Source organism: Aeromonas sp. HMWF017, from assembly GCF_003061465.1.
In the GTDB taxonomy this organism is placed as follows: Bacteria; Pseudomonadota; Gammaproteobacteria; order Enterobacterales; family Aeromonadaceae; genus Aeromonas; species Aeromonas veronii.
Genome location: NZ_QAJD01000143.1, coordinates 16,631 through 30,086 on the forward strand (window position 1 = coordinate 16,631; position 13,456 = coordinate 30,086).

Sequence of the window (13,456 nt, forward strand, 5' to 3'; positions counted from 1 at the left end):
TGCCGAGACCGAGCGGTAGCGACCCGGCTCCCGCAGCGCGGCGATCAGCGCACCGTGACCGCCCATGGAGTGGCCACTGATGGCGCGTCGGGTCGAGACCGGGAAGTGGGTCTCTATCAAGTCAGGCAGTTCGCGGGTGACGTAGTCATACATCTGGTAGTGCGCCTGCCAGGGGCTCTGGCTGGCATTGACGTAAAAGCCCGCGCCCATGCCGAGGTCATAACCGGGGTCGTCCGCTACGCCGTCGCCGCGGGGGCTGGTATCCGGCGCCACCAGGGCTATGCCGAGCTCGGCGGCGATGCGGTGTGCCCCCGCCTTCTGCATGAAGTTCTCATCGGTGCAGGTGAGGCCGCTGAGCCAGTAGAGCACCGGTACCTTCTGGCCGGTGAGGGCCTGAGGCGGCAGATAGATGGCAAAATTCATCTCGCAGCCCAGCACGCTGGCGCTGTGGCGATAGCGCTTGTGCCAGCCGCCGAAGCTCTTGTTGCTGCTGATAATCTCCAGATTCATCGAAGGACTCCTGTACCCCGCCCACGATGGCGGGCGGGGCGATCATGCTCAGTAGTGGATGACGGTGCGGATGCTCTTGCCTTCATGCATCAGATCGAATGCCTCGTTGATCTGCTCCAGCGGCATGGTGTGGGTGATGAAGTCATCGAGGCGGAACTCGCCCTGCATGTAGCGCTGCACATAGCTCGGCAGTTCGCTGCGACCGCGTACCCCGCCGAAGGCGCTGCCGCGCCAGACCCGACCGGTCACCAGTTGGAACGGACGGGTGCTGATCTCCTGACCCGCTCCGGCGACGCCGATAATGACCGACTCGCCCCAGCCCTTGTGGCAGCACTCCAGCGCCGCACGCATCACCTTGACGTTGCCGATGCACTCGAAGGAGAAGTCGACGCCGCCATCGGTCAGCTCGACGATCACCTCCTGAATCGGTTTGTCGTAATCGTTCGGGTTGATGCAGTCGGTGGCGCCCAGCTTGCGGGCCAGTTCGAACTTGCTCTCGTTGATGTCGATGGCGATGATGCGACCGGCCTTGGCCAGACGGGCGCCGATCACTGCCGAGAGGCCGATGCCACCCAGCCCGAAGATGGCGACACTCTCACCCTCTTTCACCTTGGCGGTGTTCATCACTGCGCCGATGCCGGTGGTGACGCCGCAGCCGAGCAGGCAGACCTCTTCCAGCGGGGCGGCCGGGTCCACCCTGGCGATGGAGATCTCCGGCAGTACCGTGTATTCGCTGAAGGTGGAGGTGCCCATGTAGTGATAGATGGGCTGGCCATCTTTCGAGAAGCGGGTGGTGCCGTCCGGCATCAGCCCCTTGCCCTGAGTGGCGCGGATCTTCTGGCATAGGTTGGTCTTGCCGGATTTGCAGAACTTGCACTCGCCGCACTCGGGGGTGTAGAGCGGGATCACGTGATCGCCCACCTTGACGCTGGTGACGCCTTCGCCGACGGATTCGACGATGCCGCCCCCCTCGTGGCCGAGGATGCAGGGGAAGACCCCTTCTGGATCTTCACCGGAGAGGGTGAAGGCATCGGTGTGACAGACGCCGGTCGCGACGATGCGCACCCGCACCTCGCCCGCTTGCGGCGGCATGACTTCTACTTCTTCGATGGAGAGGGGCTGACCCGGGCCCCAGGCGATGGCGGCTTTACACTTGATGCTTTGAACCTGTGCCATGAATGACATCCTTCTTGTTGAGCAGGGTGAACAGAGATGAGTTCGGACAGTCAGTGTAGTTTCCCGCAGATTTGGTGATAATGAGGGCAAATCTCAAATCACTTTTACACACAGGTAATAATGTTCGGCTGGGAAGGGATCTGTGAATTTGTCAGCGTGGCGGAGCAGGGGGGCTTTACCCCGGCGGCGCGCAAGCTGGGAGTGTCGGTGGCGCAAGTGAGCCGTCAGGTGGCACAGCTGGAAGATCGGCTGCAGGCCAAGCTGCTGCTGCGCACCACCCGTCAGGTGCGGCTCACCGAGCTTGGCGAGATCTACTATCGCCACTGTCGCCAGCTGCTGGACAACCTCTACGAGGCGGAGCTGGCGGTAGGGCGCCATCAGGCCGTGCCGCAAGGCACCCTGCGCATCACGGCACCCGTCTCCTACGGCGAGAGCCGCATCGCCCCGCTGGTGAACGACTTTATGGTGCGCTTTCCCCAGCTGGAGGTGACCCTCAACCTCACCAATCAGCTGCTGGATCTGGTGCACGAGGGCTACGATTTGGCGCTGCGGCTAGGTCATCTCAAGGATTCGACGCTGGTAGCGCGCAAGCTGGCGCAGCGGGTGCCCTATGTCTGTGCCTCACCGGCTTACACCGCCCGCCACGGCATGCCCAACAGCCTCTCCGAGCTGACCCACCACACCTGTCTGGTGGGCAACAGCGACGAGTGGCACTTCACTCTGGACGGTCGCCCCCACAGCGTGCGGGTGCGCGGTTTGCTGCAGTGCAACAGTGGCCACGCCCTGCTGGATGCGGCGCTCAAGGGGATCGGCATCATCCAGTTGCCGGACTACTACGTGAGCGACCATCTGGCCCGAGGCGAGCTGATCGAGTTGCTGCCTGAACTGCGGGCCCCGGCCGAGGGGATCTGGGCCCTCTATCCCCACAACCGCCACCTCTCCCCCAAGGTGCGGCTGCTGGTGGACTACCTCGCCGAGCGGCTGAGTGACCCTCACCAACCGGCGCTGGTGATGCCGATAGGCTAGGGCGCTCCTCGCCCGTTGACTCACCGGTGGTGGGCGACAGGTGCGATGGCCTGAAAATAAAAGAGCCCTTGAGGAATCAAGGGCTCTTTTGCAGGCAACAACCGGATAGTCAGCGACTCATCACTCGATGTTCTGGATCTGCTCGCGCATCTGCTCGATCAGGACTTTCAGCTCGACGGCGGACTGGGTCACTTCGGCGTTGATCGACTTTGAGCCAAGCGTGTTCGACTCACGGTTGAACTCCTGCATCATAAAGTCGAGACGACGACCGCAGGCGCCACCCTTCTTCATGATCTTGTTGGTCTCGCTGATGTGCATCTCCAGACGATCCAGCTCTTCGGCCACGTCGATCTTCTGGGCCAGCAGCACGATCTCCTGCTCGATGCGGGCCGGGTCCAGCTCCACCTTGGCTTCGGCCAGCCGGTCGGTGAGCTTCTGGCGCTGCCACTCGATGATCTGCGGCAGGTGGACGCGCACCTTCTTCACTTCCACCTGAATACCGGCCAGACGCTGTTCGATCAGCGCCTTGAGGTTGGCCCCTTCGCTGGCGCGGGAGGCGAGGAAATCTTCCATGGTCTGGTCAAACCCGCCGAGCAGCTCGGTGGCGACCGCGTCCATGTCCTGTTCGGCGGCAGCCATGACACCCGGCCAGCGGAGCACGTCGACCGGGTTGAGCTGGCCCTGGCCCGCCTCTTTCATTACCCAGTTAGCGCTGTCGATGATGAGCTTGGCCAGTTCTTCATTGATGTGCAGCTGGCTGGCGGCGGCCTGAGCGGCTTCAAAACGCAGGTTGCACTCCACCTTGCCGCGCTGCAGCTTGGCGCGGAAACGCTCACGCAGAACCGGTTCCAGGCTGCGCAGTTGCTCCGGCAGGCGAATGTAGGTTTCCAGATAGCGCTGGTTTACCGAACGAATTTCCCAAACGGCTGTGCCCCAGTCGCCCTTGAATTCCTTGCGGGCGTAGGCGGTCATGCTGTGAATCATTGATTGTTCCGGGCTTGATGAAGTGTGCGGCCAGTATACTCAGCCCGGCCCTGCTCGTCAGCCGATGCCGTGGTTTTAGCGGCTGATATTTGGGGCGGGATCACTTATAATCCCCCGCCAATTTGAGCCAGCCCAGAGGTCCGTTCCATGTCACGTCCAAGCGATCGCAGTGCCGCGCAACTTCGCCCGGTTACCATTACCCGCAATTTCACCAAACATGCAGAAGGCTCAGTGCTGGTGGAGTTCGGTAACACTCGCGTGCTCTGCACCGCCAGCGTCGACACCAGCGTGCCGCGCTTCCTGAAAGGGAAGAACCAGGGCTGGGTGACTGCCGAATACGGCATGCTGCCGCGCTCCACCCACTCCCGGATGAACCGCGAAGCGGCCTCCGGCAAGCAGAGTGGCCGTACTCTGGAGATCTCCCGTCTGATCGCCCGCTCCCTGCGCGCCGCGGTAGACCTGACTGCGCTGGGCGAGCACTCCATCACAGTTGACTGTGACGTGCTGCAAGCCGATGGCGGCACCCGCACCGCCTCCATTACCGGTGCCTGCGTGGCGCTGGTGGATGCGCTGAACTGGATGGTCGAGAAGGGCATGATCAAGCAGAGCCCGCTCAAGCAGATGATCGCCGCCGTCTCCGTTGGCATGTATCAGGGCGAAGCCATCTGCGATCTGGAGTACATCGAAGACTCCGCCGCCGAGACCGACATGAACGTGGTGATGACTGAAGATGGTCGCATCATCGAGGTGCAGGGTACCGCGGAGGCTGAACCCTTCACCCATGAAGAGCTGCTGGAGATGCTGGCGCTCGCCAAGGGCGGCATTGCCGACATCATTGCGCTGCAGAAGCAGTCGCTCTCCTGATTTTAAAAACGCGGCATTGACCGCGTTTTTTTATACCCCCACACAAGACAACGACAAGCCAAGCAAGGAGCCAGAATGAAAGCCTACCAGCGTCAATTTATCGAGTTCGCCCTGGAGAAACAGGTCCTCAAATTCGGTGAATTTACCCTGAAATCCGGTCGTAAAAGCCCCTACTTCTTCAACGCCGGTCTGTTCAACAGCGGCCGCGATCTGGCCCGTCTCGGCCGCTTCTATGCCGCCGCCCTGATGGATGCCGGCATCGAGTTCGATGTGCTGTTTGGCCCGGCCTACAAGGGGATCCCCATCGCCTCCGCCACCGCCGTGCAGCTGGTGGAGCAGCACGATGTGGACGTGCCCTGGTGCTTCAACCGCAAGGAGGCCAAGGATCACGGCGAGGGCGGCAATCTGGTGGGCAGCCCGCTCAAGGGGCGCATCATGCTGGTGGACGACGTTATCACCGCCGGCACCGCCATCCGCGAATCCATGGATCTGATCAAGGCCAACGGCGCCTCCCTGGCTGGCGTGCTGATCGCGCTGGACCGTCAGGAGAAGGGCAAGGGCGAGCTCTCCGCCATTCAGGAGGTGGAGCGTGACTACGGCGCCCACATCATCGCCATCATCCAGATGAGCGACCTGATCCAGTATCTGGAAGAGAAGCAGGCCGAGCAGCCTGAGCTGGCCGAGCAACTGGTTGCCATGAAGGCTTACCGCGCCCAGTACGGTATCTGAGTTCCGCTCACACCGCGCAATAGCTGAATGCGGCGCCCGTTTGCTCTATGGCAGCAAACGGGCGCCGTTTTTTCATCTGCAAAAAGTGGATCATGTGGCTTGAGCTTGCCCTTACAGTAAAGGTTAGGGTTTGCCAGTCGGCGTTTTGTGGTGCCGACGGGTTCCGGGGAGGAACAACATGACCACTCATCTTCAATCACCGATTCATCTGCAGTTGCCGCTCAGCGGCATGAGCTGCGCCAACTGCGCAGGCCGCATCACGACCGCCCTCAACAAGCTTGAAGGGGTCGAGGCCACAGTCAACTTCGCGCTGGAGCAGGCGGCCATCGAGCTGGCCAGCCCTGAACGCCTGTCTGCGGTGCTGGAGAGCATCAAGGCGCAGGGTTACGACTACGGCAGCGAGACCTTTTTGTTCCAAATTACCGGCATGACTTGTGCCGGTTGTTCGGCCCGCCTGAACAAAATGCTGGCCGCGCTGCCCGGCGTCATCTCGGCCGAGGTCAACTTCTCCATCGAACAGGCCCGCATCGTGCTGGTTCCCGGGATGCAGACCCCGGCCGCTTTGCGCGAGCAGATCGAAGCGCTCGGCTTTGGCGCCCAGCTGGCACAGGGTTCAGCCAGCGGCCGCCGCCAGCAGTTGCTGGAGCGGGAAGCGCAGGAGGCCGCCACTGCCCGTCAGGCGCAGACCCGGGTCATCGTCTCCGCTTTGCTGACCTTGCCGCTGCTAGTGGGGATGCTGGCCATGGCCGGACTGTTCCCCTGGCATCTGCCCGCCTGGCTGGAGCTGCTGCTCGCCACCCCGGTGCAGTTCTGGGTAGGCAGACGCTTCTATCGCGGTGCCTGGCTCGCCATCAAGAACCGCGCAGCCAATATGGATGTGCTGGTGGCTACCGGCACCAGCGCTGCCTACTTCTACAGCCTCTATCTGTTGTTGACGCTGGGGATGGCTGCCAGCGGCAAGCTCTATTTCGAGGCGAGCGCCATCATCATTACCCTGATCTCCCTCGGCAAGTTGCTGGAGGCACGGGCCAGACGCAGCACCCAGTCCGCCATTCGCGAACTGATGGCGCTGCGGCCGGAAACCGCCACCGTCTGGCGTGGCGAGAACTGGCAAAGCGTCGCCATCGACGAGGTGCTGCGCGGCGATCGGCTGCGGGTGCTGGTGGGCGAGCGGGTGCCGGTGGATGGCAAAATCGTGAGCGGCGCCAGCGAACTGGACGAATCGATCCTCACCGGCGAGAGCCTGCCGGTACCGCGCAATGTGGGCGACAAGGTGCTGGGTGGCGCCATCAACCGCTCCGGCGTGCTGGATATTGAAGCCACTACGGTGGGGGAGGATTCCAGCCTCAGCAAGATCATTGCACTGGTGGAGAGTGCCCAGATGGGCAAGGCCCCGCTGCAACAGCTGGTGGACAAGGTTTCCGCCGTGTTCGTGCCGGTGGTGATGGCCATCGCCCTGTTCACCCTGCTGGTGTGGTACGCCATCAGCAACGACTTCGGTCAGGCCCTGCTGGCAGCGGTGGCGGTGCTGGTGATCGCCTGCCCCTGTGCGCTGGGGCTGGCGACCCCGGCGGCCATCGTCACCGGTACCGGCGTCGCGGCGCGCCACGGCATCCTGATCAAAGACGTGGATACCCTGCAGAAGGCCCACGCCATCAAGGCGCTGATCTTCGACAAGACCGGCACGCTCACTCAGGGCAAGCCTGTGCTGGCTAGCTGGAGCGGCAACGACGAGCAGTTGCATCTGGCCGCCGCCCTGCAGCAGGCGAGCGAACACCCGCTGGCGCTGGCCATGCGCGAGGCGGTCGGCAGCGGGGTGGCACTGCCTCAGCCGGAGGCGGTCGAGGTGCGGGTCGGTGCCGGCATAGTCGGTCAGGTGGCGGGCCACAGTGTCGCCATCGGCAATGGTTCCCTGCTGGCCCAGCTCGGCATTGAACCGCCGCAACAGGATGAACAAGCCGCCGATGGGGCGACCCGGGTCTGGGTGGCCATCGACGGCACGGTGGCTGGTATCGCCGCATTGGCCGATACCCTGCGCCCCGAAAGTCCGGAGGCCATCGCCACCCTGCGCCAGCGTGGCATTGCCAGCTGGCTGGTGAGTGGCGATGCACCGGCGCCGGTGGCCCATATCGCCGCCAAGCTGGGGCTGGCCGGGGCCTTTGACTCCGTGCTGCCAGCGGGCAAGGTGGAGAAAGTGGAGGCGCTGCGGGCGCAAACCCGCGGGCTGGTGGCCATGGTGGGGGATGGAGTGAACGATGCCCCGGCGCTGGCGGCGGCGGACGTCGGTATCGCCATGGGCTCCGGCTCCGATGTGGCGATGGAGACCGCTTCCATCACCCTGATGCGATCCGACCCGCGGCTGGTGGCCGATGCTATCGACATCTCGGCGGCGACCTGGCGCACCATACAGCAGAATCTGTTCTGGGCCTTCGTGTTCAATATCATCGGCATTCCGCTGGCGGCGCTGGGCTACCTGAGCCCCGAGCTGGCGGGAGCGGCAATGGCCCTGAGCAGTATCACGGTTTTGAGCAATTCCCTGTTATTGAAACGCTGGCAGCCCAGGGCGGCGCACGGGCCAGCATCCAACCCGATCAATAAGGAGGCATAAATGAACATCAGCAAGGTTGCCAAGGCCACAGGGCTGACCGCCAAGACCATCCGTTATTACGAGAGCATTGGCCTCATCACAGCCCCGGTACGCAGTGACAACGGCTATCGCAGTTACACCGAGGGGGCGTTGCGCGAGCTGCGTTTCGTCAAGCGGGCGCGGGAGACCGGCTTCAATCTGGAGGAGTGTCAGGAGCTGCTGGCGCTCTATCGGGACGAACACAGAACCAGCGCCCAGGTGAAGAAGCTGGCGCAGGAGAAGATCGTCGATCTGCGCGCCCGCATTGCCGGTTTGCAGGCCATGCTTACCTCCCTGGAAGGGTTGGTTTGCTGCTGCCACGGGGATGAAAATCCCGAGTGCCCGATCCTCGACGAATTGGAGAAGGGGTGAGCAAAGACTCACCTGCCAGCGCAGAAGAAATCGTTATTGATTGATTAACTTCTTAATAAGCGGCGCTTTATTGTTGCGGGTCAGGGGGTAATGGTAGACTGCTCGGCTCTTGTACAGGAGTACTCAGTTGACCCAGAGTGTGACACGCCAGGTTAAGCAGGCCATTATGGCCCAGCTCTATACCCATGCATCGTTCAGTCTCCCCTGTTTGGGCGTGTTGGCATTTGGCTGGAGTCTGCTGTTTCACGACTATCTACCCGCCATCGAAGCGCTCGGTTGGCTGGCAGGCACTTTCCTATGGCTGCTGGGTCGGGGCTGGCACCTGCGCTGGCGCCGAGCCCGCCTGCACCAGACGCCGTTGCCGGTGCTGGAGCGGGAGCTCTTTATCGGAGCCACCATCACCTCAATCATCTGGGCCCTCGGGGTGCTGCTCTACATGGACAAGTTGCCCGATACCTACCGGGCCGCCATGATGATGCTCTCCAGCCTCATTCTTACCGGTAGCGCCATCATGCTGTTTGGCAGCCGCCGTACCCTCTATGGTTCCGCCCTGCCGCTGGGCATGGCGATGCTGTTCGAGCTGGGCAATGGCAACGAGCAGGAGCGGATCGTCTCCTGCATGCTGGCGGGCTATCTGTTTGTCTTTCTGCCGACCCTGTTGCGCCGGATGCGGCGGGATCAGATCGCCTCGCTCCACCACCGTTTCTCCAACGCCGAGCTGGTGGCCGAACTGAAGGCTGTCTCCGAGCATTTGCGCCTCACCTCTCGCCTCGACGGCCTGACCGGCATCGCCAACCGCGCCCATCTCGACGACTCTCTGGAGCGGGCCTGGCGGCGCTGCCATCGCGCCCGGGCGCCGTTGTCGCTGGTGCTGGTGGATGTGGATTACTTCAAGCAGTTCAACGATCTCTACGGCCATCAGCTGGGGGATGACTGCCTGCAACAGGTGGCGGGGCTGCTGGCCGAGGTGGAGCGGCGCGAGGACGATCTGGCGGCCCGTTACGGGGGCGAAGAGTTCGCCTTGCTGCTGCCCTGCACCGGCATGCAGGGGGCACTGCAGGTGGCCGACAATGTGCGGCAGGCGCTCAAGGAGCTGGCCATCCCGCACCAGAAATCGCTGGTCTCCGGTCGGGTCACATGTAGTTTTGGTGTTGCGACACTGATACCGGACAACAGCATGAAAATCGCCGATTTGATCCAAAAAGCGGATGCGGCACTCTATCAGGCCAAGCATAATGGGCGGGATCGAATCGAAGTAGCCTTGATGGGTAAGGTTGCCTGAATTTAACGTGACAGATTAAAGAGGTTGTCTATGCAATGTCATCGTATCGAAGAGCTGCTGGAGTTGTTGCAGCCTGCCTGGATCAAGGAACAGGATCTCAGCCTGGTGCAGTTTGTTGCCAAACTGGCCCAAGAAGCGGGATTTGAAGGGCCTCTGTCCGAGCTGACCGACGACATGCTGATCTATCACCTCAAGATGCGGGAATCCGACAAGCAGGCGATGATCCCCGGTCTGGCCAAGGATCATGTGCCCGATTTCAAAGAGGCACTGCTCAAGGCACGCGGAATCAAGTGAATCTTTGTTGGAAGCGCATCACCTTGGGGTGATGCGCTTTTTTGTTGCCGAAAATTGCGATCCAACCCCAATATTAGATACATCTAATCCACACAATTAGCATGCTGGTTAAGATATAATCCGCTCCATAACAAATAAGGGAGCGATGTCTTGCAATGGCCGACCACGATAAAATCGATATCAAGGACGTCACCGACAAGGGCGTAACCGGGACCTTCAACCCCAATACGTTCAAAGCCAGCGACGACAGATTCAACCCGGGCAATCGCATCTATGTGCGGGCCCAGAAAGGGTATTGGCAGCGGATGCGCAAGGCCATGGGCTGGTTCTTTGTGGCGCTGTTCGTGCTGCTGCCCTGGCTGCGTTACGACGGGCGACAGGCGGTGCTGTTCGACCTCGGTCACCAGCAGTTCCATATCTTTGGCGCCACCATCTGGCCGCAGGATCTGACCCTGCTCGCCTGGCTCTTCATGATCGCCGCCTTCGGACTCTTCTTTATTACCACTTTCCTCGGCCGGGTCTGGTGTGGCTATCTCTGCCCGCAGACAGTCTGGACCTTCATGTTCATCTGGTTTGAAGAGAAGCTGGAAGGGCCCGCCAACAAGCGGCGCAAGCTGGACGAGGCGCCCTGGAGCGGCGAGAAGCTGGCTCGCAAGGGGGGCAAGCATCTGGCCTGGCTGGCGATCTCGCTGGTGACCGGCCTGACCTTCGTCGCCTACTTCCAGGATGTGACTGAACTGGTGCCGGACCTCTTCACCCTGCAGGCCAGCGGATGGGTGCTGTTCTGGGTGATCTTCTTCACCATCATTACCTACGGTAACGCTGGCTGGATGCGTGCCATCATGTGTATCCACATGTGCCCCTATGCCCGCTTCCAGTCCGCCATGTTCGACAAGGACACCTTTATCGTCGGTTATGACACCAAGCGTGGCGAGACCCGTGGCGCCCGCTCCCGCAAGGCGGATCCCAAGGCGATGGGGTTGGGTGACTGTATCGACTGCGATCTCTGCGTGCAGGTCTGCCCGACCGGTATCGATATCCGCGATGGCCTGCAGTACGAGTGCATCAACTGCGGCGCCTGCGTCGATGCCTGCGACCAGACCATGGAGCGGATGGGCTACCCGAAAGGGCTCATCAGTTACACCACAGAGCACAAGCTGGCTAACGACTCCACCCATGTGGCGCGGCCCAAGCTGATAGGTTACGGCTTGGTGATGGCAGTGATGCTGGGGGTCTTTGTCTACAACGCCATGTCCATCATGCCGATGGGGCTCGATATCCTGCGGGATCGCAACCAGCTGTTCCGCGAAAATAGCGAGGGGCTTATCGAGAACACCTACACCCTCAAGATCCTCAACAAGACCCTGCAGTCCCAGACCTACCAGCTGGATGTGGAGGGCTTGCCCGAGTATCAGTGGTTCGGCCCCCGTGAAGTGACCCTGAAGGCGGGCGAGATCTACACCCTGCCGGTCAGCCTGGCGGTCGATCCCTACAACCTGAAACGGCCGGCGCTGGATATCCAGTTCGTGCTGAAACGGGAGGGGGCTGCGCCCGATGACAGCAAGGGCAACCTGCGCCAGGGCAGCAAGTTTATCAGCCGGTTGTAACTGTGTGTGGCTGCGGGCGGGGCGTGACACCTGTCCGGTCACCAGCGAGCACGGCAATGGCGGGCAGTGGTGATAGAATGGGGCGCAACGGCGCCCCTTTCTTTATGGTGGATGACATGCGTTTCAACTATTCCGACCTCAATCCCGACCTCATCATGGATGCGCTCGATCTCAGTGGCCTGCGGCTGGACTCCGGCCTTATCGAGCTCAACAGTTACGAAAACCGGGTCTACCAGTTTCAGGATGAGGATCGTCGCCGCTATGTGGTGAAGTTCTACCGTCCCGGCCGCTGGAGCCGGGCCCAGATCCTCGAGGAGCATGAGTTTGCCACCCGTCTTGCAGAGGCGGAGATCCCGGTCGCCGCGCCGCTCGACTTCGCGGGCGAGACCCTGCTGGAGCACGAGGGCTACCCCTTTGCCATCTGGCAGAGCGTCGGTGGCCGCCAGTTCGAAGTGGATAATCTCGATCAACTGGAGTGGGTGGGGCGTTTCCTCGGTCGCATTCATCAGATCGGCGCCAGCAAGCCGTTTCATCATCGGGTGCGGCTCGATGTGGAGAGCATGCTGCACGAACCGCGTCAGCTGCTGGCGTCTGGCGAATGGCTGCCAAGCGGGCTGGCGAAGCAATTCTTCGGGGTGCTGGACGAGCTGATCAAGCATGTCAGCGACGCCATGGCCCTGGATGTGGCGCAGATCTCCCTGCATGGCGACTGCCATCCGGGCAACATCCTCTGGCGCGATGGCCCCATGTTTGTCGACCTCGATGATTGCCGTACCGGCCCCGCGATTCAGGATCTCTGGATGATGCTCAGCGGCGAGCGCCACGAGCAGCAGATCCAGCTCGACACCCTGCTGGCGGGCTACGAGGAGTTTATGGAGTTCGACTCTCGGGAGCTGGCGTTGATCGAGCCGCTGCGGGCGATGCGCATCGTTCACTACATGGCGTGGCTGGCGCGGCGCTGGGAAGATCCCGCCTTCCCCCGTCACTTCCCCTGGTTCAATACCGATCACTACTGGCGTCAACAGATTGCGACCCTGCACGATCAGCTGGAGGCGCTCAAGGCGCCACCGTTGAGCCTGATGCCAAACTGGTGAAATAGAAGGGATCTTGCGCGGCAAGGGGGACTCGATCTCCGGCCCTGACCATTGACGTCAGCATGGCGAAACAATAGGCTTGGCACTGCTTCGGTTCGCCGGGCGTGCCTCACAGTGATCCCTTAACAGGAAACATCATGAAAAAAGTTCTATTTTTCCTTGCTGCCATGCTGATGATCCCCATGGTTCACGCCGCCCCCGAGTTCAAGGAAGGCGTCAACTACGATGTGGTCAAACAGACTGGCAGTGCCCAGCCGGAAGTGATGGAGTTTTTCTCCTACTACTGCCCGCACTGCGCTACCTTCGAACCGATCGTTGAACAGTTGAAGGCCGGGTTGCCAGAGGGTGTGCCCCTCAAGAAGAACCCGGTTGCTTTCCTCGGCCGCGAGATGGGCCCCGAGATGCAGCGTGCCTACGCCGTTGCCAGCCTGCTCAACGCCGAAGCCAAGCTGACCCCGGCCATCTTCACCAAGATCCACACCCAGCGTCAGCCGCCGATGAGCCGTGACGATGTGAAGAAGATCTTCGTGGATAACGGCGTACCGGCTGAAGAGTTCGACGGTGCCGTCGACAGCTTTGCCGTCTCCGGTATGGTCTCCCAGTTCGATCGCAACACCGAGAGCTACAACATTCGCGGTGTACCGGCCTTCCTGGTGAACGGCAAGTACATGGTGAAGATTGAATCCATCACCTCTCAAGAGCAGTTCAACAAGCTGGTGCAGTTCCTGCTGGCCAAGAAAGACTGATACCCCTTGAGTCGATAAAAAAGCCCGCCGGTGCGAACCGGCGGGCTTTTTGTTTTAGCTATGTCCCAATTACGTGTTGCATGGGGTGCCCCAGCGCCTCATGCAAACACACTTTGATATTCACCCCCCTCCCGTAACGCTCCAGC

The 13,456-nt window shown here is 61.5% G+C and carries 13 protein-coding genes; 10 read left to right on the plus strand and 3 right to left on the minus strand.

Features of this window, described 5'->3' with window-relative positions:
- The coding region (locus tag DBR30_RS14735) for an alpha/beta hydrolase-fold protein (protein ID WP_258224446.1) at positions 1–510 on the minus strand (510 nt) is incomplete at its 3' end.
- A gap of 48 nt (positions 511–558) precedes the next feature.
- Positions 559–1,686 carry an S-(hydroxymethyl)glutathione dehydrogenase/class III alcohol dehydrogenase gene (locus DBR30_RS14740; RefSeq protein ID WP_064334971.1) on the minus strand — a complete coding sequence of 376 codons (1,128 nt, stop codon included), beginning with the start codon at positions 1,684–1,686 and terminating at the stop codon, positions 559–561.
- Positions 1,687–1,806: 120 nt separating this feature from the next.
- Here DBR30_RS14740 and DBR30_RS14745 point away from each other — a divergent pair, with 120 nt between their 5' ends.
- Entirely contained in the window at positions 1,807–2,712 is a 906-nt protein-coding gene (locus DBR30_RS14745) for a LysR substrate-binding domain-containing protein (protein WP_108542342.1), read from the plus strand.
- 120 nt (positions 2,713–2,832) lie between these two features.
- Here DBR30_RS14745 and DBR30_RS14750 read toward each other — a convergent pair whose 3' ends face one another.
- Complete coding sequence (locus DBR30_RS14750) at positions 2,833–3,696, minus strand: YicC/YloC family endoribonuclease (RefSeq protein ID WP_042055361.1); 864 nt, start codon at positions 3,694–3,696, stop codon at positions 2,833–2,835.
- A gap of 147 nt (positions 3,697–3,843) precedes the next feature.
- On the opposite strand from DBR30_RS14750, the gene rph reads away from it, so the two are divergent.
- The 9 genes from rph (at position 3,844) to DBR30_RS14795 (ending at position 13,310) form a co-directional block, all read left to right on the plus strand.
- Positions 3,844–4,560 (plus strand): ribonuclease PH, encoded by a 717-nt coding sequence (rph, locus tag DBR30_RS14755; protein WP_005339589.1) that lies wholly within the window; start codon positions 3,844–3,846, stop codon positions 4,558–4,560.
- 75 nt (positions 4,561–4,635) lie between these two features.
- Positions 4,636–5,289 (plus strand): orotate phosphoribosyltransferase, encoded by a 654-nt coding sequence (gene pyrE / locus DBR30_RS14760; RefSeq protein WP_108542341.1) that lies wholly within the window; start codon positions 4,636–4,638, stop codon positions 5,287–5,289.
- Positions 5,290–5,467: 178 nt separating this feature from the next.
- On the plus strand, positions 5,468–7,897 hold the full coding sequence (locus tag DBR30_RS14765; protein WP_108542340.1) for a heavy metal translocating P-type ATPase: 2,430 nt from the start codon (positions 5,468–5,470) through the stop codon (positions 7,895–7,897).
- Positions 7,898–8,287, plus strand: a complete 390-nt coding sequence (gene cueR / locus DBR30_RS14770; protein WP_005356117.1) for a Cu(I)-responsive transcriptional regulator — start codon at positions 7,898–7,900, stop codon at positions 8,285–8,287. It abuts the gene before it with no gap.
- Between the two features lie 127 nt (positions 8,288–8,414).
- Complete coding sequence (locus DBR30_RS14775) at positions 8,415–9,569, plus strand: GGDEF domain-containing protein (RefSeq protein WP_005339596.1); 1,155 nt, start codon at positions 8,415–8,417, stop codon at positions 9,567–9,569.
- Between the two features lie 30 nt (positions 9,570–9,599).
- Positions 9,600–9,863, plus strand: coding sequence for a YihD family protein (locus tag DBR30_RS14780; protein WP_005339598.1), 264 nt, complete (start codon positions 9,600–9,602; stop codon positions 9,861–9,863).
- 155 nt (positions 9,864–10,018) lie between these two features.
- Positions 10,019–11,470 carry a cytochrome c oxidase accessory protein CcoG gene (gene ccoG, locus DBR30_RS14785; RefSeq protein ID WP_108542339.1) on the plus strand — a complete coding sequence of 484 codons (1,452 nt, stop codon included), beginning with the start codon at positions 10,019–10,021 and terminating at the stop codon, positions 11,468–11,470.
- A 104-nt stretch (positions 11,471–11,574) separates the two neighbouring features.
- Positions 11,575–12,564, plus strand: coding sequence for a serine/threonine protein kinase (locus tag DBR30_RS14790; protein WP_108542344.1), 990 nt, complete (start codon positions 11,575–11,577; stop codon positions 12,562–12,564).
- Between the two features lie 137 nt (positions 12,565–12,701).
- Positions 12,702–13,310, plus strand: a complete 609-nt coding sequence (locus DBR30_RS14795; protein WP_005339604.1) for a thiol:disulfide interchange protein DsbA/DsbL — start codon at positions 12,702–12,704, stop codon at positions 13,308–13,310.
- Positions 13,311–13,456: the final 146 nt, after the last annotated feature.

What these genes read in the sequence shown, in the direction of transcription:
- DBR30_RS14740 (WP_064334971.1), bottom strand. Translation starts at nt 1,686, where the DNA reads ATGGCACAGGTTCAAAGCATCAAGTGTAAAGCCGCCATCGCCTGGGGC.
- pyrE (WP_108542341.1), top strand. Translation starts at nt 4,636, where the DNA reads ATGAAAGCCTACCAGCGTCAATTTATCGAGTTCGCCCTGGAGAAACAG.
- rph (WP_005339589.1), top strand. Translation starts at nt 3,844, where the DNA reads ATGTCACGTCCAAGCGATCGCAGTGCCGCGCAACTTCGCCCGGTTACC.
- DBR30_RS14780 (WP_005339598.1), top strand. Translation starts at nt 9,600, where the DNA reads ATGCAATGTCATCGTATCGAAGAGCTGCTGGAGTTGTTGCAGCCTGCC.
- DBR30_RS14795 (WP_005339604.1), top strand. Translation starts at nt 12,702, where the DNA reads ATGAAAAAAGTTCTATTTTTCCTTGCTGCCATGCTGATGATCCCCATG.
- DBR30_RS14745 (WP_108542342.1), top strand. Translation starts at nt 1,807, where the DNA reads ATGTTCGGCTGGGAAGGGATCTGTGAATTTGTCAGCGTGGCGGAGCAG.
- DBR30_RS14765 (WP_108542340.1), top strand. Translation starts at nt 5,468, where the DNA reads ATGACCACTCATCTTCAATCACCGATTCATCTGCAGTTGCCGCTCAGC.
- cueR (WP_005356117.1), top strand. Translation starts at nt 7,898, where the DNA reads ATGAACATCAGCAAGGTTGCCAAGGCCACAGGGCTGACCGCCAAGACC.
- DBR30_RS14750 (WP_042055361.1), bottom strand. Translation starts at nt 3,696, where the DNA reads ATGATTCACAGCATGACCGCCTACGCCCGCAAGGAATTCAAGGGCGAC.
- DBR30_RS14790 (WP_108542344.1), top strand. Translation starts at nt 11,575, where the DNA reads ATGGTGGATGACATGCGTTTCAACTATTCCGACCTCAATCCCGACCTC.
- ccoG (WP_108542339.1), top strand. Translation starts at nt 10,019, where the DNA reads ATGGCCGACCACGATAAAATCGATATCAAGGACGTCACCGACAAGGGC.